This window comes from Caballeronia sp. LP006, assembly GCF_031450995.1.
GTDB lineage: Bacteria > Pseudomonadota > Gammaproteobacteria > Burkholderiales > Burkholderiaceae > Caballeronia.
Map to the genome: position 1 here is coordinate 713,798 of NZ_JARTVW010000004.1, position 19,477 is coordinate 733,274.

Consider the following 19,477-nt stretch of genomic DNA (forward strand, 5'->3'; position numbering starts at 1 on the left):
ACGACACACGCCATGCTGGACGCCAATCTCAAGACTCAGTTGAAAGCCTATCTGGAAAAAGTCACGCGGCCCATCGAGCTCGTCGCCTTTCTCGACGACAGCGACAAATCGCGTGAGCTGAAAGGCCTGCTCGACGAAATCGCTACGCTGTCCCCGCGGATCAGCGTCGTCGAGAAAGAGGACGTTGCGGCACGCCGTCCGTCGTTCACCATCGGCGAGCCGGGCAAGGCGGCGGGCATTCACTTCGCCGGCATCCCGATGGGTCACGAATTCACGTCGCTCGTGCTGGCGCTGCTGCAAACCGGCGGCCATCCGATCAAACTCGACGACGAAACCATCGAGCAGATTCGCGCGCTCGACGGCGATTACCGGTTCGAAACGTATTTTTCGCTGTCGTGCCAGAACTGCCCGGAAGTCGTGCAGGCGCTGAATGTAATGGCGATCATCAATCCGCGTATCAAGCACGTGGCGATCGACGGCGCGCTGTTTCAGAAGGAAGTCGAAGACCGCCAGATCATGGCCGTGCCGACGATGTTCCTGAACGGCGACAGCTTCGGCCAGGGCCGCAGCAGCGTGAAGGAAATTCTCGCCAAGCTGGATACGGGCTCAGCCGCGCGTGCCGCGAAGCAACTGGAAACGAAGCCGGTATTCGACGTGCTGATCGTCGGCGGCGGTCCTGCAGGCGCGGCAGCGGCGATCTACGCGGCGCGCAAGGGCATTGCGACCGGCGTGGTCGCCGAGCGCTTCGGCGGCCAGGTGCTGGACACGATGGCTATCGAAAACTTCATCTCCGTGCAGGAAACGGAAGGACCGAAGTTCGCGACGGCGCTCGAACAGCACGTCAAGAGCTACGAAGTCGACGTGATGGACGTGCAGCGCGCCGACAAGCTGATCCCGGGCCGCATCAACGAAGTGCATCTGGCAAGCGGCGCGGTCCTGAAGGCAAAGACCATCATTCTGGCGACGGGCGCGCGCTGGCGCGAAATCAACGTGCCGGGCGAGCGTGAATATCGCGGACGCGGCGTGGCCTACTGCCCGCACTGCGACGGCCCGCTCTTCAAGGGCAAGCGCGTGGCGGTCATCGGCGGCGGCAATTCCGGCGTCGAAGCGGCCATCGACCTCGCGGGTGTCGTTGCGGCGGTGACGCTGATCGAATTCGGCAACGAGTTGCGCGCCGATGCCGTGTTGCAAAAGAAGCTGCGCAGCCTGTCGAACGTGACCATCGTCACGAGCGCGCAGACCACGGAAATCACCGGCGACGGCAAGAAGGTCGACGGCCTGAACTACACGGACCGGGCGACGGGCGTCTCGCACCGCGTGGAACTCGAAGGCGTGTTCGTGCAGATCGGTCTCGTGCCGAACACCGAATGGCTGAAGGGCACGATCGAGCTGTCGAAGCATGGCGAGATCATCGTCGATGCGAAGGGCGCGACGTCGATCCCCGGCGTATTCGCTGCCGGCGACGTGACGACGGTGCCGTTCAAGCAGATCGTGATCGCGGTCGGCGAAGGTGCGAAGGCATCGCTTGGCGCGTTCGATCATCTGATTCGCGCGTCGGTCGAGGAAGAAGAGACGGTGGCCGCGTAAAGCTTGCCTTGCGGCGAAGGGGAAAGGCGAACGAGCGCTGCTCGTTCGCCTTTTTTTGTATTGCGCTTGCGGTGGAATTGGCGCTTGAAGCGCGCGTCCATTCGGCTCGCTTTTCCAGCGCGCTGCCGAAATAGACGGCTGTGGCAATGAGTGGGCGAAGTTGGCGATGACGCTGATGAGCAAAACCCGCTCACGCCGAAAACACCGCCCCACCCTCAGCTTGCCGACTTCGCTTTCGGCTCGAGCACCAGCGGAAAGATCACTTCGAACACGCTTCCATGTCCTTTCACCGACTGGAAACGCAACTCGCCCTCGAGCGCACGCGACAGTTCCTTCACGATGGCAAGCCCAAGCCCCGTTCCGGGAATATCGTCCTCGGCCGCGCGCTCGAATTCCTCGAACACGCGCTCCTGATCCGCCGTACCGATGCCCGAACCTGTGTCCGTCACGCGCAAGCGCCAGCGGTCGTCCGCCACGGCGTCGATCGTCAACACGATTTCGCCCGCCGACGTGTATTTAATCGCGTTCGAGAGCAAGTTGATCGCGACCTGCTTCACCTTCAGCCGGTTCGATGTCACCGTGCCGAGCGTCGGTTCCAGATGCCCGACGAGCTTCAGGCCCTTTGCTTCGGTGCCGACGCGGTTTAACTGCATTAGTTCGTCGAAGAGACCGACGAGATCGAACGCTTCGACTGTCAACAGCGAATCGTCGCCGAGGACCTTCGAATATTCGACCATTTCATCGACTAGACTCGCCATGTCGGACACTTGCCGGTTGGCGAGCCCAAGCGCCGTCTCGCGTTTCGCGGGCGAGCGGCCGAGCAGTTGCAGCGCCGTCGAGAATACGTTGAGGAAATTGCGCAGATCGTGCGCGACGCGGCGCGTCACCTGCATGCGCGTTTCGTAAAGTTCGCTGATTAGCTTCTGACGCAGCGTGAGCTCGTAATTCGCGCGCTCCAGCATGCCGGTGTATTCGTCGATCTTGCGATCGCGCTCGCCCACCGCTTCACGAATCGAGGCCAGCGTGACGAAGCTCACCACTTCATCGGTCATGAGCCGCGCGTGTTCTTCGTCCGTGCGCGAGAGATCCGTGTGCGCGGCGGCGTAATCGCCAATCGCCTGAAGCAAAATCTGGCGGAACAGGTCGAGCTCGCGCACCAGTTCGTCGATGCGATACCCTTGCTGCCAACGCCATTGCCCGTGCTGCCGCGCGTTTTGTTCGATGACGCCTTCCTGATCGCGCAAATTACGCGATTCGAGCACGACGCAGATTTCCTCGAAGACTTCCGGCAAGTGGTCCGCCAGTTGCCGGTACGTGAGCTGATCCGAGTGTTCGACTTCCTGATCCCCGAACACGAGCTTCATCCATTTTTCAGTCAGCGCGGTCCGCTGCTCGCGCAACGAAGCCACGAGACCGTCTAAGCCGTTGGCTGCCGTTTCGGCCATCTGCGATTCCTCGATTGCAACGCCCAGTTGCCGCTCGTGCGGCGCGTGGTGCTCGTATGGAAGTGCTGGTAAGGAAGTGCTGGGGTGAAACCGCCGTGGAGCGCGAAGCTCGAAGGCCGCGATGCCACGCCAGTATAGGCCCAGCTTCAAGCAAAAAGTTCGAGTACCCGACTATCGTAAACGGGCAAAATTGCTAACGCATTCGCTAATTGACAAGGTGGACGGGCGCGACGCACGCCTCAATGCGGGCGACCTTTTTCACGCAGCATCTGCACGAACTGGCGCGCGGCCGGCGACAGCGCGCCTCCCTTTCTCGTCACGATGCCATACGTCTGCGACTTCGATTTCATGCGGATCGGCAAGATGCGCAACATGCCGTAGCGCTCGAAAAGTTTCGCGACGCTCGACGGCAATATCGCCACCATATCCGCGCTCTGCTGCAAAAGCGTGACCGTCACGAGCGGCGACGCGGTGGAGATGGGGTTCGCCGGCATCGGCAAGCCGGCGAGGTCGAGTTCGCGTTCGAGCAGCGCGCTCATCGGCAGATAACTCGGATACGTCACCCAGCGATGACCCGCCAGTTCCGCGAGCCCGACTTCGCGTCCCGCCGCGCGCGGATGGTCCTGTCCCACGACAATGGCAAGCGGTTCGTCGGCGAGCGGCTGATAGTGGTACTTTGTCGGCTGGTCCGACACGCTTGCGCGGCCGATCACGAGATCGACATGGCCGTCGTCCAGCATGCCGACCATGCGCGCGCTGGTGTCCTCGACAATTTCGATGGCAAGGTCCGGATGCTTCGCGTGCATCTCGCCGACGATGGGTGCGACCACGCCCGGCACCGCGCCCATGATCGTGCCGACCGTCAGCCGCCCGCCCGTGCCCGCGCGTATCTGCGCGACTTCCTGGCAGAGCGCGCTCAGATCGGCAGCCAACAGACGCGCATAGCGCACCACGGCGCGGCCGAACGGGTTGGGAATCACCCCGCTCTTGGCGCGCTCGAACAAGGGCGCTTCCAGCATCGATTCGAGTTCGGCGAGCGCCTTGGAAGCGGCGGACTGAGTCATCGCCATGGCGCTCGATGCTTTATGCAGCGATTTATGGTCGTCGAGCGCGATCAGCAACTGCAATTGCTTCATGCGCAGCCGCGACATCAGGACATCCAGAGTGTTTTTCATGCGACAAACGATGCGGAAGAAAAAGGCGGGGTGATTCCATAAAGCGATCACTCGATGGAAAGGATTCACTATACAGCGGCGCCTCTCGCGCCGTATAGTCGGCGCAGCGCGACGCTCGCATCCGCCGCAGTCGCTACGACTCACTCAAGTCAAGGACGAGACACCATGCAACTCACAGGCAATCTGCTCATCGGCCAGCAATCCATTTTCGGCAGCAACGGCTCGATCAAGGCCGTCAACGCGTCCACGGGCGCGGCCATCGAACCGGCATTCGGAGGCGCCACGCTCGCCGATCTCGACCGCGCAGCCGCCCTCGCCTGGGCCGCGTTCGACGTATATCGCGAAACCGCGCCCGAAGCGCGCGCGAAATTCCTCGAAACCATCGCGCAAAATATCCTCGACATCGGCGACGACCTGGTCGAGCGCTGCATCATCGAAAGCGGATTGCCGCGCGGACGGATCGAGGGCGAACGCGGCCGCACGGTCGGTCAACTGCGTATGTTCGCGGAAGTGGTGCGTAACGGCGACTATCTCGGCGTGCGCATCGACCCGGCGCAACCCGAACGCAAGCCGCTGCCGCGCGTGGATCTGCGTCTGCGTCACATCGGCGTCGGCCCGGTCGCCGTGTTCGGCGCGAGCAACTTCCCGCTGGCGTTCTCGGTCGCGGGCGGCGATACGGCTTCCGCGCTCGCCGCGGGCTGCCCGGTGATCGTCAAGGCGCACTCGGCGCATCCAGGCACGGCGGAACTCGTCGGCCGCGCGGTACAAAAGGCCGTGAAGGACTGCGGCATGCCCGAAGGCACGTTCTCGCTGCTGTTCGACAGCGGTCGTGACATCGGCCAGGGCCTCGTCAAGGACAACCGCATCAAGGCAGCAGGCTTCACGGGCTCGCGCGGAGGCGGCACGGCGCTGATGAAGCTCGCCGCCGAGCGTAAGGAACCCATTCCCGTCTATGCGGAAATGAGCAGCATCAACCCGGTCGTGTTGTTCCCGGCCGCGCTCAAGAACCGTGGCGAAGCCATCGCGAAGGCATTCGTGCAATCGCTCGTGCTCGGCGCGGGCCAGTTCTGCACGAACCCCGGCCTGATCCTCGCCGTCGAGAGTCCTGACCTGGACAAGTTCATCGCGGCGGCATCGGCGGCGCTGACGGAGACGGCTGCGCAGACCATGCTCACGCCGGGCATCCACAAGGCGTACGAAGGCGCGATCGATAAGGCTTCGAGCCAGGCGGACGTGAAGACGCTCGCGCGCGGCGTCGAAGCGAAGAGCGACAATCAAGGCCAGTCGGCGCTGTTCTCGACCACGGCTGCGAACTTCCTCAAGAACCACTCGCTGCAGGAAGAGATTTTCGGCGCGTCGTCGCTGGTGGTGCGCTGCCCGGATCAGAAGACGATGCTGGAACTGATCGAATCGCTCGAAGGCCAGTTGACGTCGGCGTTGCATATCGACGAAGCCGATTACGCCGAAGCGCGCGACTTCCTCCCGGCGCTCGAACGCCGCACGGGCCGCATTCTGGTGAACGGTTTTGGCACGGGCGTCGAAGTGGGCCACGCGATGGTTCACGGCGGCCCCTATCCGTCCACGGCGGATGGCCGTTCGACCTCGGTCGGCAGCCTCGCGATCAACCGCTTCCTGCGTCCGGTGAGCTATCAGGACCTGCCGGATGCGCTTCTGCCCGACGCGCTGAAGACCGAGAATCCGCTGGGTCTGAATCGCCGTATCGACGGCAAGTTGCAACTGGCTGAATAAGTCGGTCGCATAAGCTGCAAATCGAGGCCGCGGCGCTGAACTTCCGGGTTCGCGTCGCGGCCTTCCGCTTATCGCGAATTGCTTCGGATGGCTAAATTGTCCGCACTTTCGCTCACGCACGGCGCAAACGTTCGCGCCGGCGCGCGAGGCAGTTCGTATCCGCCATGCAACGCGCGAACGGGTTTCATTTCGCGCCCTAACCGCTTTTGCATCAGTGGGTTATCGCGCGGTTGTTCGCCCTTGTCGGTTATTGGCTAAGGATTGGCGTCACGAAACCGCCGCCGCGCGCCCAGAATGGCAAAAACATTGTGAGAGAGCGATGCGTGGCGCTTGGCCGCGAAGCCCTGAAACGGCGACGCGGGCGCACCAGTCCCGGCCGCGTTTTCGTATCGACACGAGGGCCAGCGCCATCAAAAGGCGCGGTTACGAGGCGCGTCGGGAGCACGGAGTTTCGCGTGCCGCCGGCGCGATGATGTAGTCGCTTAAATTCAGGCGGCCCGAGGTAGGTGCGAAACGCGATTGACGTCCGAACTCGCTTCAACGATATTCGGACTTTCGTTTTTCGGACGCACGCAGTCGATGTTCATTCGACATACATTCGCGCCCGACAAACGATACGAAGGATTGTTGCCGCAGGACTTCGCGCGCGCGATTGCGGGCGGTCCGAAGCCAGTATAGGCACTCAAGCGGCCACGTTATCGCACATGTCCTTCGAGGGCTTAAAAGCATGACCACGCGTCTGACGTTTCCTGCATCCATGTTCTCCGTCGTCTGCCAGCGTTGCGGCAGCACGATGCGCAAAAACGCCGACAGTTGTCCAAACTGCGGCGCGGATCGTAACGCCGCGTCCGCTCAACCGCGCCAGGCCGCCGCACCGCAAGAACGGCCGCGCGTCAACATGTTCGAGCAGACGCTTTCCAAACCGCTTCCGTCGATGTCGACCTCGGCAACGGCTCCCGCCGCCGCATCGGCTGGCGCCGGCGCCTCCCCTTCCGGCGCGCTGCCGGAGGAGCCCGCAACCGAACGCGGCTGGCCCGCGGGTTGGGACCCGAAACGCGCGAGCGAACGTATCGCGCAAAAGGCGGCGGAGCATCGGGCGAAGCGCCTGGAGGAATCCGCGCGCAGCGCTTATGCGAACACCGGCCGCGATCCCGACGCGCTGCCCGGCTCCGAATCCTGGTCGAAGCGCAAGACGGTCATCGCGGGCGTTTGTTCGGTCGTGCTCGCGCTCGGCGCGGCCGCTTATCTGCAATACGGCGATTCGAACGATGACGACGCCTCGCCGTCCGCCGATCACAGTGTCTCCGGCGCGATCGATTCCAGATTCAGCTCGCTCGTGCCGGGTACCGCGCCGAACGTGAACCCCAATGTGGCGACAGGCGCGGGCAATGCCTCGGCCGATGCCCGCGCGTCCGTTTCCGGCGATACGCTGCGCAGCGTGCGCCTTGCGCTGGATCAGCACGACCTGACGCTGGCGCGCGCGCGCCTCAATACCGTTCCCGCGTCATTGCAGACGCGCCCCGACTACGATTCGATGAAAGACGAACTCGCGAAGCGCGAGTTGCAACGCGACGCCGCGCTGCAATTGGCGCGGGCCTGCGAGCGGACTTCGGCATGGTCGTGTGTGCAGCAGAACGCGGGCGAAGCGCTCGCTATCGATGGCGGCAACGGCGAGTCGCAAGCGATGCTAGAACGCGTCATCTCGCACGCGGGCTGGATGGTCGCGACGCCTGCGGGCGCGAAGAAGCCGCTGCCATCGGCGGTGACGGCTGCTGCCCCGGCGCCCGCCGCGCCTGCCAGCGTGGTTGCCACCAACGTCGGCAAGCCTGCGACCACTGCGAACGTGGAAGTTGCGACGCCGCCGGTCAAGACCGTGACCATCGCGCCGAAGACCGTGGTTGAGCGGCACGCCGCGCAGCGCGGAACGGCAGCGGCGGCACGGCGGGATGCGATCGACGAAGCGCGGGATGCATCGACTGATTCGCGCGCGGAGAAGATCGCGCGGGCTCAGGCGGCTACGAATGCCATTACCGCGGCGACGGTTGGGCCTGCTGCTACGGCTAATGTTGCCCCGGCCAATGCGCCTGCGACTTCGGCCGTTGAATTGCCTGCCGCGAAGATGTTCGCACCGTCCACTGCAACGGCGACGGTGGCACCCGCGACTTCCGGCAACGCCTTGCCTGCCGCAAGGACAACGGCAGCGACGACAACGCCTGCCGTGCCTTCCACGACGCCCGCGCCTTCCACTGTTGCAGCGACGGCCGCTCCTTCGGTTGTTGTGTTGACGCCCGCGCCCGTGACGACCACGGCGACGCGCACGGCGCCAGCCACCGCTGCGCCGCCTCCCGCGACGAGTCGCACCGCGCCCGCCGCCGTGGCAGCCAACACGCGGCCCGCGCCTCAAACCGGCGCGACGCGTAATACTGCGTCGACCGGCCTGTACGATGCCTCTTCCGCCAATCACGCCAACGCAAGCGATGAGATGTACGTCGCGCCGCAGAATCGCGGAGCGACCGCGACGGGCGGCGGCGCATCGAATAACGGCATGTACGATGCGACGTCCAATCGCGGCAGCACGTCCAACGGGATGTATGTGGCGCCGTCGGCGTCGGGTGCCACACCGCATGCATCGACATCATCGACGGCGACTGGCGCGACGCCTGTCGCCGTGCGCAATACCGCGCCGCAAGCTCAACTCGCCGCCGCGCCCGCGATCAACCCGCCCGCAGCAAGCCCGCGCGCTGCCGCGTCGTTTGGCGCATCGAACGTATCGGCGCATATGGACGCGGACAAGACCGAAGAACTGGAACGCGCCATCAAGCAATACGGTTGGACGAGCGGCGGCGGGGCTTCGAAGTCGGCGCCGTGAAGATGGGGAGATAGAAACATGGAAGAGCGCATTGAATGAAGATTCGGCGCTCTGTGGGTGAAAGGCAACCACGCAAGCAAGGCGTCTTGCGAAATCGAAGCGGCTCCGAAGAGAGCGCTTCAGAAATAGGAAAGTCTCGGGTAACGACGCGAATCTGAAGAAGCCCGACTCGGGAAACGAAGCACCTTTGAAGGAGCGAGGTCTCGAATATCAAATCGCTTCTAAAGCGGCGATGTCTCGGGAGACGAGACTCGACGGAAGAGACGACGCACATCGGCGGGTGTGCGAGCAAGAAATAAGCATCCAAAGAACGAAGCAAATCAGGAAAAAAGCATTCACGGAGACAAAGCTTTTTTGGCACAGCGTGCCCGGAAAGAATCCGGCATCTCGCGAACGGAAAGAGTCGCCAGAACAAACTGCATCGGCTAAAACTAGCCCGCGCGCAGAAACGCATAACCGATTTCGCACGATGCGACGCTCTCGCATCGCGCGTGTTCCACAGCACCCGTCCAACTCAAGAATCGAGGGTCAATCATGTTCTCCACGAAAATCATGCGGAACGCCGCGCGAGGTGCGCTTGCCCTCCTTGCCGTAATCGGTCTCGCAAGCGTCACGGGGACGAGTTTCGCCGCCGACGCCGTGCCCTACAAAATCACTACCGGGCCGGATCGCGGCACGTATATTCAGATCGGTCAGGACCTGTCCAAGTACGTGGCCGACCCTGCCGGCATGGAACTGGAAGTGCTTTCTTCCAAAGGATCGGCGGAAAACGTGCAGCGCATGCGCTATGAACCCGGCGTGAAATTCGCACTCGTTCAGTCGGACGTGTATCAGGCTTACGTCGATATGGCCGCGTCCGGTAACGCCGATGCCGGCAATATCATCAAGCCGCTGCGCCTCATCATGCCGCTTTACGACGAAGAGATTTACTTCGTCGTGCGTTCGGATTCGCCGCTCAAGTACATCCAGGAAATCAAGGACAAGAACATTAGCGTCGGGCTGCTCGGAAGCGGCACGGCGCAGTCGTCGGCAACGCTGTATCGGCTGATGTTCGGTGAACCTATCGCCGACCAGAACGCGCAGCACTATAGCAACGAGGACGCGCTCGCGAAGCTGATCGTGCGCAAGATCGACGTCGCGGTGATCGTCGCGGGACAGCCTGCCAAGCTCTTTCAGGACATGAACCCGGAACTGCTGCAGCAGATCAAGCTGTTGCGTCTGGACCCGGCCGCGCCTGAAACCGCGCGCGCCAAACAAACGTATTTCCCGGCGACGATCCGCACATCGAGCTATCCGAACTGGATTCAGGAGGACACGCCAACGCTCACCGTCAAGGCGTTCCTCGTGACGTATGACTATGGTCTGCGCGGCACCGTCGGCGCGATGTCGAAATTCGCCGATTCGCTCTGCACGAACTTCGATACGCTGCAGGCGAGCGGGCATCCGAAGTGGAAACAGGTGCATCTCGAACTGCCGCCGCTGACGAAGGGCTGGAAATACTATCCGCCGGTTGAAAAGCATTTGCGGTCGTGCATCGCCAAGCGCGCGGCGCTCGCGCAGCAATCGCAAGGCGGCGCGCAGACCGTATTGGCGCGTTCGACGGATGGCGCCGCGCCAAAAATGAAGAAAGCAAGTTGCACCGCGCAGGAGAAGGTGTTGTTGCTGTGCGATCAATGACGTGAACGCACGCGCTGTTGTCTGCATGACGACAGCGCGTCGCGCGATACGCAAACAAGCGCCTACGCCCCCATCGCCGCCATAACCCCCGCCAGCCGCTTCAACCCACGCTCGATAGCCGGGACGCTCGTCCCGCCATATCCAAGCAACACGCCTTGCAAGAGCGGCTTGCCCGCATAAAACGGCGCGATGCCGTACAACCCCACTTGCGCCTCGCGCGCCGCCGCGACCACGCGCGCTTCCTGCCACGGCTCTAAAAGCCGCGCGACCAGATGGATGCCGGCCGTCGATGGCATCGGCTCGAACCAGTGCGCAAGAGCGCCCGTCAGATGCGCGATCAACGCGGCACGGCGTTGCGCATACGCCTTGTGCATGCGGCGCAAATGTTTCGCATATTCGCCATCCAGCATGAAGGCGCCGAGCGCTGTCTGCGTGAGCATGCAGCCGTGCAGATCGCAAACTTGCCGCGCGTTCCAGAGCGGCTCGGAAAGCGTCGCGGGCGGCACCACGTAGCCAATCCTTAAATCCGGAAAAAGCGTCTTCGAGAACGTGCCGACATACGCGACCAACCCTGCATGATCCAGGCTCTTCAGCGACTCGACCGGCCGCCCTTCGAAGCGAAACTCGCCGTCGTAGTCATCCTCGACGATCACCGCGCCGCGTTTGGCCGCCCATTCGAGCAGTTCGATCCGGCGCGCGAGACTCATCGGCATGCCGAGCGGAAACTGATGCGACGGCGTCACGTAGACGAGCCGAGTATTGCGCGGCAACTTGTCCACGACGATCCCGTGCTCATCGACGGGAACGTGCGCAATGCGCGCGTGCAGCGCCGAGAAGATGGCGCGCGCAGGCGGATAACCCGGCTCTTCCATCGCGACGACATCGCCCGGCTGGACCACCACGCGCGCGAGCAGATCGAGCGCCTGCTGGGCGCCTTGCGTCACGAGAACGTCCTGCCAGTTGCACACCACCGCGCGGCTGAACGCCAGATAGCGCGCAATGCCGAGCCGTAGCTCCTGCTCGCCGGCCGGATCGCGATACGACGCCACGCCGCCGCCCGTGCGCGCCTGCGTGCGCAGCGCCTGGTTGACGCAGCGGCGCCAGGCATCGAAGGGGAAAAGCGTCTTGTCGGTCACGCCGCCCTTGAAATCGCAGTCGAGCGTGATGTCGGCGGGCGGCATGGGCATCGACATGCGTTCGGGCATCTTGCGCCAGATGCCGGTGGCGCGGGCGCGCGCCGAGGTCGGCTCGGCGCGGGCGGCGGGCAGACGCGTGAGGCCATCGGCGACGAAGGTGCCATCGCCGGCGCGAGTGCGAAGAAAACCTTCGGCGATCAGGCGATCGAATACATCGAGCGTCGTCTTGCGAGACACGCCGAGCTGCGCGGCGAGATCGCGCGTGGACGGCAGGCGCGCATGAGCGGCAAGCCGCCCTTCGATGATGCCCGCGCGCAACTGGCCGTAGATCTGGCCCGTGAGGTCGTGACGGCCGTGCAGGGTGATGTGGATGTCCAAGGTGAAGCACCGATTGAGCGTGGCTACCTAGGATGAACGGATTTCGATGCATTCACAAGGCCAGCGCCGCGTTCGCCTCACCCTTCCGCCCCAAACACGGCCGCACACAACGTCACCCCTTCGGCGCTCAACCACGCACTTCCCGCGCCCTCTTCCGTGATCGTCATCTCGATCAGCCCCGCATCCGCGAGCCCGGTAAGCTGCCGCCGCAACGCGCTCATCGGCAAATCGGACTGCTTCGCCAACTTCGCAAGCGACCACGGTTTCTCCGGGCTCTCCCGACGCGCGCGCCAGAGTTGCGCCAGAACGGCGACGAGTATGGGATCGATGTCATCGCTCATCTATGTCTCCTTCTCTATGTCGTCTCGTGCCGCGCGCCGATCGATTTCGCCGACGAGTTCGCCCAAACGCTGCAATGCCGCCTCGCTCTGCGCGGTCCACGGATAGCTGTAGTTCAAGCGAATGAAGTGGCTGAAGGCATTGCGCGTCGAGAACATATAGCCCGGCCCGACCGTAATACCGCATTCGAGCGCCGCGCGATAAAGCTGCATCGAATCGACGCGCTCCGGCAATTCGACCCAAAGCACATAACCGCCCTGTGGCGCGGACGTGCGCGTGCCCGCCGGAAAGAAGCGCTCGACCATCCCACGCATGATGCGCGCCTGTTGCTGATAGAGCTTGCGCACGCCGCGCAGATGCCGGTCGTAACCGTCCTGACGAAGATAATCGGCGACGGCGACTTGCGGCACCGAAGGCGTGGTCAGCGTGTTGAGGAACTTGAGCTTCTCGACTTGCGCGCGAAAACGTCCCGGCATCGCCCAGCCGATTCGATACGACGCCGTGAGACTCTTCGAAAACGACGCGCAGTGAAGCACGAGCCCCTTGGTATCGAAACTTTTGAGTGTCGTAGGCCGCGCATCGCCGAAATAGAGCTCGTGATACACGTCGTTTTCGATCACCGGTATCTCGTGCTCGCTCAGCAATTCGACGAGTTGCCGCTTGCGCGCATCCGGCATCAGAAAGCCGAGCGGGTTCTGGAAATTCGGCATCACCATGCAAGCAGCAATCTTTCTTTTGCCGATGATCTGCGCGAGCGCCTCGATGTCGATGCCATCGACGGCATGCGTCGGCACCTCGATCGCGCGCATGCCGAGCCGCTCGATGGCGTGCAGCATCGCGTAATACGTTGGCGACTCGACGGCCACGGTATCGCCCGGCTTCGCGACCGCCTGCAAACTCAGATTGATCGCTTCCGTTGCGCCGACCGTAATCACGATTTCGGCCGGGTCCACGCTCACGCCGTTCTCCGCGTAGCGCCGCGCGATCTGGCGGATGAGCTCGGGGTTGCCGGGCGGCAGATCGTCGATGAGATTCCAGCTCGTGTGCCGCCGCGCGATGGCGTTCGCGTACTGGTTGATGCGCCGCCAGGGGAACGGCTCGGGATCGGGATACGGCGAGCCGAACGGCACGGCGTCGTGCGCGCGGATGCTGCGCAGCGTGGCAAGCACGAGCCGGCTCACGTCCACTTCGGAAGCCACCGCCACGGGACGCGCGCGGCGCTTCGTCTCGTCACGCGGCGTTTCGGCCTTGGGTCTGGCGCGCACGAAATAGCCGGATTGCGGACGCGTTTCCAGCACGCCGCGGCCTTCGAGCAACGCATAGGCATGCAGCACGGTCTTGATGCTCACGCCGTGCTGCTGGCTCGCCTGCCGCACCGACGCAATGCGCTCGCCCGGCGCGAACACGCCACGGCGCACGGCGGCTTCGATCTCATCGGCGAGCTTTTCGTAGAGGGTCACGGCGGCGGTCGTGTCGAAACAAGGAGGGCGTTCAGTCTACCAACTGTATCCCTCTTATTTCACGTTTTCTGTGCGCCGCGCGCCATTTGGGAAACAGTAGGATCGACGTACCGAATCGTCCTGTGCGTCGACACGCCACACCATGAAGAAGCCCGAAGCTCGCATCGAACCGTACTCGCACCCCGCCGCAGGCTGGGGCGCGCTCAAACAGGTGGCTATCAATCTCGTCAAGGAGAAGGTCGCGGGCGGCAATTACCGGACGCTCTTCAAGCAGAATCAGCCGGATGGCTTCGACTGCCCCGGGTGCGCGTGGCCGGACCGGGCGCATGCATCGACATTTGAATTCTGCGAAAACGGCGTCAAGGCGGTTGCCGCCGAAGCCACGGCGAAGCGCGTCACGCCCGCGTTCTTCGAGGAGCACACGGTGACTTCGCTGATGGCGCAGTCGGACTACGAACTCGAACAGCATGGCCGCCTAACCGACCCGCTTGTCTACGACGCCAAGCGCGACCGTTATGTGCCGATAGAATGGGACGCGGCGTTCGAGTTGATCGCATCGCACATCAACAAGCTGGACCATCCGGACAAGGCCGCGTTCTATACGTCCGGCCGCGCAAGCAACGAAGCCGCTTTCCTTTACCAGCTCTTCGTGCGGATGGTCGGCACGAACAATTTCCCCGACTGCTCGAACATGTGCCACGAGGCAACGAGCCGTGGCCTGCCGCATACCGTGGGCGTCGGCAAGGGCACGGTGACGCTCGACGACTTCGAACACGCCGACACGCTGCTGCTCTTCGGTCAGAATCCGGCGACCAATCATCCGCGCATGCTCGGCGAGTTGCGCGACTGCGCGAAACGCGGCGCGACCATCGTGTCGATCAATCCGCTGAAAGAACGCGGCCTCGAACGGTTCGCGAGCCCGCAGCACACACTCGACATGCTTTCGCCCAAGGGCGTGAAGATCAGCTCCGTATTCATCCGCCCGAAAGTGGGTGGCGACTTCGCGCTCATCAAGGGCGTGGCGAAACGCGTGATCGAACTCGACGATGCCGCGCTCGCCAATGGCCAGGCCCGCGTGCTCGATGTCGATTTCATCGCGCAACACACGGTTGGCTTCGACAGCTTCGCCGCCGACTTGCGCGCCGAGAACTGGGAGATGATCGTCGCGGAATCGGGCGTGGCCATCGACGAAATCTTGAAGCTCGCCGATATCTACGCGCAAGGCCGCGCCGTCATCTCGACGTGGGGCATGGGCCTCACGCAGCACAAGAATTCAGTGCCGATCGTGCAGTTGCTGTCCAACTTGATGATGATGCGCGGCAATATCGGCCGGCGCGGCGCGGGGCTTTGCCCGGTGCGCGGCCATTCGAACGTGCAGGGAGATCGCACGGTGGGTATCGAGGAAAAGCCGACGCAGGCGTTTCTCGACAGGCTCGGCGCGGCATACGACTTCGAGCCGCCGCGCGAGCACGGTTACGACGTGGTCGAATCCATTCACGCGATGCTCGAAGGCCGCGTGAAGGTGTTCATCGGGCTGGGCGGTAATTTTTCGATCGCCACGCCCGACACGCCGCGCACCTGGGAAGCAATGCGTTCGTGCGACCTCACCGTGCATATCACGACCAAGCTGAATCGCAGCCATCTCGTGCATGGCCGCGACGCGCTCATTCTGCCGACGCTCGGCCGTACCGAGATCGACATGCAGAACGGCGTGGCGCAAGGCGTGAGCGTGGAAGACTCGATGAGCATGGTCCACATCTCGTATGGCATGAACAAGCCCGCTTCGCCGAATCTGCTTTCCGAGGTGGCGATCGTCGCGCGCATGGCGCATGCGACGCTCGGTTCGGGCAAGGTGGACTGGCTCGCGCACGCGAATGACTACGCGCTGATTCGCGACGGCATAGAAAAAGTGGTCGAGGGCTTCGAGCGCTATAACGAGCGGTTGAAGCAACCCGGCGGCTTTCATCTGGGCGTGGCTTCACGCGAGCGCGTCTGGAAGACGCCGAGCGGCAAGGCGCAGTTCATCGTGCACGCCATTGCCGTCGATACGCCGATTCACCGCGCCCGCGCCCTGCATGGCGCGCGCCTGATGACGCTCATGACCACGCGCTCGCACGATCAGTACAACACGACGATCTACGGACTCGACGACCGCTATCGTGGCGTGTACGGACAGCGGCGTGTGCTCTTTGCGAACCGCGAGGATATCGACATGCTCGGCTTCGAACCGGGCGACCTCGTGGATATCACGAGTGTCTGGGATGACGATGTCGTGCGCCAGGTGGACGGCTTCACCCTCGTTGCGTACGACATTCCTCGTGGATGCCTGGGCGCATACTATCCTGAGACCAACCCGCTAGTGCCGTTGTCGTCCACTGCTGATGGTGCCGGGACGCCGACTTCGAAGTCCATTCCCGTGTTGCTGAGTTCCGCGAACGAAATCCGCCAGAGCGCTGCTGCTTGAGATCGAAGTTGATGCCGCACCGGGCCACCGCGTTGTGACGCGCGCGAGCGCGTGCGTTCAGGCGGCGCTCGAGTGCATCGGGACCCGTGCACCAGCGGTGAATGACGGCGCCGAGCGCGCCCAGAATGCCGACGCCCGCCATCCAGCCGAGCGCGATGCTTTGCAGCGTGGCCGACACGTAAGCGCCGCCCAGCATGGCCGCCGCGAACACCACCACGACCATTTTGTAGGGCGGACTGTCCTGATTTTCGGTCCGTTGGCGGGTTGCGGCGCCCCATTCGGTCTGATAGCCGCTGACAGAATATCCTTGCGTAGTTTGTTTCATTTTTATCTCCAAACCGTCCTCAAGTTTGCGTTTTCGCAAACTTACGCAGATGGAGACGCAAGCGATATACGACTTTTCCTAACTATCAGCCGGATGGCAGAGGTTGACTTTTAGCGACGATGACGGACCGTTACTTGGCGCCGGCAAACTCCTGCACCTCGGCATCGGTTTCGCCGGCGAGCGGCACGACGCCTGACGGTCCCATCGCCAAGGGCTGCAACAGCAACGCGACGAGCCCGCTCCAGCCGGTCTGATGCGATGCGCCCACGCCGCGTCCGTTGTCGCCGTGAAAGTATTCGTGGAACAACACGAGATCGCGCGAACGCGGGTCCGCCTGGAGTTGCGGATACGCCGCCATCACCGGACGTTCGCCGTTCTTGTCGAGCAAGAAGAGCGTGGTCAGACGGCGCGCGAGTTCGTCGGCGATCTGTTTCAGCGAAAACTTTTGTCCCGAGCCGGTCGGGTATTCCACGCGGAAATCATCGCCGTAATAGCGATGAAATTCGTGCAGCGACGCGATGAGCAGATAGTTCACCGGCATCCAGATCGGCCCGCGCCAGTTCGAGTTGCCGCCAAACACGCGCGAGTTCGACTCGGCCGGCAGATACTGCACCGAGAAGCTGTCACCGTTGTGATAGAACACGAACGGATTGTCGCGATGCACCCGCGACAGCGCGCGCACGCCGTGGTCGGAGAGAAACTCGCTTTCGTCGAGCATGCGTCTGAGCAGCGCCTTCATGCGATGCCCGCGCAACAGCGACAGCAGCACGCTATTGCCCTGCCCCGCGATATTCCAGCGCGACACGAGCCGCGCGAGATCCGGCCGATGTTCGAGGAACCAGTGCAGCCGGTCGCGCAGTCCCGGCAGCGCCTTGTGCACGTTCGGTTCGAGCACGTGCACGGCGAACATGGGAATGAGCCCGACGATGGACCGTACGCGCATCGGTACATTCGAGCCGTCCGGCAGACGCAGCTTGTCGTAGAAGAACTCGTCCTCGCCGTCCCACAAACCCGTGTCGCAGTCGTCCTCGCAGCTCACGGCTTCCGCGATATACAAGAAGTGCTCGAAGAACTTCACCGCGATATCCACGAACACCTTGTTCGCGTAGGCCAGTTCGAGCGCGATACGCATGAGGTCGAGCGCGTACGCGGCCATCCATGCGGTGCCATCGGCCTGATCGATATGACCGCCTGTCGGCAGCGGCGACGAGCGATCGAAGATGCCGACGTTATCCAGCCCGAGAAAGCCGCCCTGGAAGATGTTGCGGTCGTCGGCGTCCTTGCGGTTGACCCACCACGAGAAGTTGAGCAGCAGCTTGTGGAATACGAGTTCCAGGAAGTCGCGGTCGCCCTTGCCGGTGATCGCGCGGTCGATCTCGTAGACGCGCCACGTCGCCCACGCGTGCACGGGCGGATTGGCGTCGCCGAAAGCCCATTCGTAGGCGGGCAACTGGCCATTCGGATGCTGATAACGGTCCTTCACGAGCAGCAGCATCTGGCGTTTGGCGAACTCCGGATCGATCAATGCGAAGGCGGCCGCATGGAACGCGAGATCCCACGACGCGTACCACGGATATTCCCACTTGTCCGGCATCGACACGATGTCCGCGTTGCACAGATGCCGCCACTCCGCATTGCGCCCGCGACGGCGCGATTGCGGCGGCGTAGGTTGCAGCGGATCGCCGTCGAGCCAGCGCGTAACGTCGAATTGGTAATACTGCTTCGACCACAGCATGCCGGCGAGCGCCTGACGCTGCACGAGCCGCTGATCGGCGTCGGTGATGTCGTGCTGCAACGCGCCGTAGAATTCGTCGGCTTCCGCGATACGGCGCGCGAAGAGCGCGTCGGCATCGAGCGGCACGGTGTCGGGCGCGGATTCGGGACGCCAGCGCATGAACACTGTCGCCGTCCCGAATGGCGCGATCTCGAGATGCGCGCGAGCCGTCGCGCGCGTGCCGGTGTGGCGGCGAATCGCGTGTTCGTCCTTTTGGACGATGTAGTCGTTCACGCCATCCTTGAACGGACCCGGACCCTCCATGTTGAAAAGTCGCTTGACGTTGGTCTCGTTTTCGCAGAAGAGCCATTCGACATCGGGCGTATCCGGCGACCATGCCGTGAGTACCATCTGTTCGTGTGCGCCGTGTTCCGCCGCGACATAGGTCACGCCGTTCACCGTCTGAAGTTTCAGCGAGGGTTTATCGGACACTTTCTTCCACGACCACGTATTGCGCGCCCACATTTGCGGCATCACGTCGATGGTAGCGGCGCAGTCCGCGCGATTCTCCACTTTCACGCGCATGACGATATCGTCCGCCGTGTGCTTCGCGTATTCCACCTGCACGTCGAAGTAGCGGCCATCGTCGAACACGCCAGTATCGAGCACTTCGTATTCGGGCTTGTCCGCGCCGCGCCGCGCGTTTTCCTCGATGAGATCGGAATAAGGAAACGCCGCATGCGGATACTTGTAGAGCATGCGCATGTACGAGTGCGTCGGCGTGCCGTCGATGTAAAAGTACAGCTCCTTCACATCCTCGCCATGATTGCCCTGCTCGTTGGTGAGCCCGAAAAGCCGTTCCTTGATGATCGGATCGGCGCCGTTCCACAAGGCGAGCGAGACGCACCAGTTGAGCTTGTCGTCGCCGAATCCGGCGATGCCGTCCTCGCCCCAGCGATACGCCCGGCTGCGCGCGTGATCGTGCGGAAAGTAATCCCACGCGGTGCCGTTATCGCTGTAATCCTCGCGCACCGTGCCCCATTGCCGTTCGCTCAGATACGGTCCCCAGCGTTGCCAGCGCGGGCAATCGCTCGAATGCAGACGCGAGCCTTCGACGGTGTCGATCTGGTTGACGGCGCGCGATTTCGGCATGGATATT

11 protein-coding genes are annotated in these 19,477 nt (G+C 63.1%); 5 read left to right on the plus strand and 6 right to left on the minus strand.

Features of this window, described 5'->3' with window-relative positions; translation table 11 throughout:
- Positions 1 to 12 precede the first annotated feature (12 nt).
- The gene (gene ahpF, locus P9250_RS13430; protein WP_250510166.1) at positions 13 to 1,587 is read left to right on the plus strand and encodes an alkyl hydroperoxide reductase subunit F; all 1,575 of its coding nucleotides are present in this window, start codon (positions 13 to 15) and stop codon (positions 1,585 to 1,587) included.
- A gap of 215 nt (positions 1,588 to 1,802) precedes the next feature.
- On the opposite strand, the gene P9250_RS13435 is transcribed toward ahpF, so the two are convergent.
- Together P9250_RS13435 and P9250_RS13440 are read right to left on the minus strand one after the other, a co-directional pair.
- The gene (locus P9250_RS13435; protein WP_250467321.1) at positions 1,803 to 3,032 is read right to left on the minus strand and encodes a sensor histidine kinase; all 1,230 of its coding nucleotides are present in this window, start codon (positions 3,030 to 3,032) and stop codon (positions 1,803 to 1,805) included.
- Between the two features lie 239 nt (positions 3,033 to 3,271).
- Positions 3,272 to 4,207, minus strand: a complete 936-nt coding sequence (locus P9250_RS13440; RefSeq protein WP_310393484.1) for a LysR family transcriptional regulator — start codon at positions 4,205 to 4,207, stop codon at positions 3,272 to 3,274.
- Positions 4,208 to 4,372: 165 nt separating this feature from the next.
- Between P9250_RS13440 and P9250_RS13445 the strand changes: the two genes are divergently transcribed.
- The 3 genes from P9250_RS13445 to P9250_RS13455 all read left to right on the plus strand — a co-directional run bounded on the left by P9250_RS13445 (position 4,373) and on the right by P9250_RS13455 (position 10,502).
- Positions 4,373 to 5,956, plus strand: coding sequence for an aldehyde dehydrogenase (NADP(+)) (locus P9250_RS13445; RefSeq protein WP_310393486.1), 1,584 nt, complete (start codon positions 4,373 to 4,375; stop codon positions 5,954 to 5,956).
- A 727-nt stretch (positions 5,957 to 6,683) separates the two neighbouring features.
- A complete protein-coding gene (locus tag P9250_RS13450) occupies positions 6,684 to 8,825 on the plus strand; it encodes a zinc ribbon domain-containing protein (protein WP_310393488.1) in 2,142 nt (713 codons plus the stop codon).
- Between the two features lie 534 nt (positions 8,826 to 9,359).
- A complete protein-coding gene (locus tag P9250_RS13455; RefSeq protein WP_310393490.1) occupies positions 9,360 to 10,502 on the plus strand; it encodes a TAXI family TRAP transporter solute-binding subunit in 1,143 nt (380 codons plus the stop codon).
- A gap of 62 nt (positions 10,503 to 10,564) precedes the next feature.
- Here the strand turns inward: P9250_RS13455 and P9250_RS13460 are convergent, their stop codons facing one another.
- The 3 genes from P9250_RS13460 to P9250_RS13470 all read right to left on the minus strand — a co-directional run bounded on the left by P9250_RS13460 (position 10,565) and on the right by P9250_RS13470 (position 13,815).
- A complete protein-coding gene (locus P9250_RS13460) occupies positions 10,565 to 12,016 on the minus strand; it encodes a PLP-dependent aminotransferase family protein (RefSeq protein ID WP_310393492.1) in 1,452 nt (483 codons plus the stop codon).
- Positions 12,017 to 12,093: 77 nt separating this feature from the next.
- Complete coding sequence (locus P9250_RS13465; protein WP_244829417.1) at positions 12,094 to 12,357, minus strand: helix-turn-helix domain-containing protein; 264 nt, start codon at positions 12,355 to 12,357, stop codon at positions 12,094 to 12,096.
- The gene (locus P9250_RS13470) at positions 12,358 to 13,815 is read right to left on the minus strand and encodes a PLP-dependent aminotransferase family protein (protein WP_310393494.1); all 1,458 of its coding nucleotides are present in this window, start codon (positions 13,813 to 13,815) and stop codon (positions 12,358 to 12,360) included.
- 142 nt (positions 13,816 to 13,957) lie between these two features.
- Here P9250_RS13470 and P9250_RS13475 point away from each other — a divergent pair, with 142 nt between their 5' ends.
- Positions 13,958 to 16,279: an FdhF/YdeP family oxidoreductase gene (locus P9250_RS13475; RefSeq protein ID WP_310393496.1), complete on the plus strand. Its 2,322-nt coding sequence runs from the start codon at positions 13,958 to 13,960 to the stop codon at positions 16,277 to 16,279.
- 455 nt (positions 16,280 to 16,734) lie between these two features.
- On the opposite strand, the gene P9250_RS13480 is transcribed toward P9250_RS13475, so the two are convergent.
- Positions 16,735 to 19,470, minus strand: a complete 2,736-nt coding sequence (locus P9250_RS13480) for an MGH1-like glycoside hydrolase domain-containing protein (protein ID WP_310393497.1) — start codon at positions 19,468 to 19,470, stop codon at positions 16,735 to 16,737.
- Positions 19,471 to 19,477: the final 7 nt, after the last annotated feature.

Bases quoted from the DNA above. Each gene is read 5' to 3' on its own strand.
- ahpF (WP_250510166.1), top strand. From the start codon at position 13: ATGCTGGACGCCAATCTCAAGACTCAGTTGAAAGCCTATCTGGAAAAA.
- P9250_RS13435 (WP_250467321.1), bottom strand. From the start codon at position 3,032: ATGGCCGAAACGGCAGCCAACGGCTTAGACGGTCTCGTGGCTTCGTTG.
- P9250_RS13440 (WP_310393484.1), bottom strand. From the start codon at position 4,207: ATGAAAAACACTCTGGATGTCCTGATGTCGCGGCTGCGCATGAAGCAA.
- P9250_RS13445 (WP_310393486.1), top strand. From the start codon at position 4,373: ATGCAACTCACAGGCAATCTGCTCATCGGCCAGCAATCCATTTTCGGC.
- P9250_RS13450 (WP_310393488.1), top strand. From the start codon at position 6,684: ATGACCACGCGTCTGACGTTTCCTGCATCCATGTTCTCCGTCGTCTGC.
- P9250_RS13455 (WP_310393490.1), top strand. From the start codon at position 9,360: ATGTTCTCCACGAAAATCATGCGGAACGCCGCGCGAGGTGCGCTTGCC.
- P9250_RS13465 (WP_244829417.1), bottom strand. From the start codon at position 12,357: ATGAGCGATGACATCGATCCCATACTCGTCGCCGTTCTGGCGCAACTC.
- P9250_RS13475 (WP_310393496.1), top strand. From the start codon at position 13,958: ATGAAGAAGCCCGAAGCTCGCATCGAACCGTACTCGCACCCCGCCGCA.
- P9250_RS13480 (WP_310393497.1), bottom strand. From the start codon at position 19,470: ATGCCGAAATCGCGCGCCGTCAACCAGATCGACACCGTCGAAGGCTCG.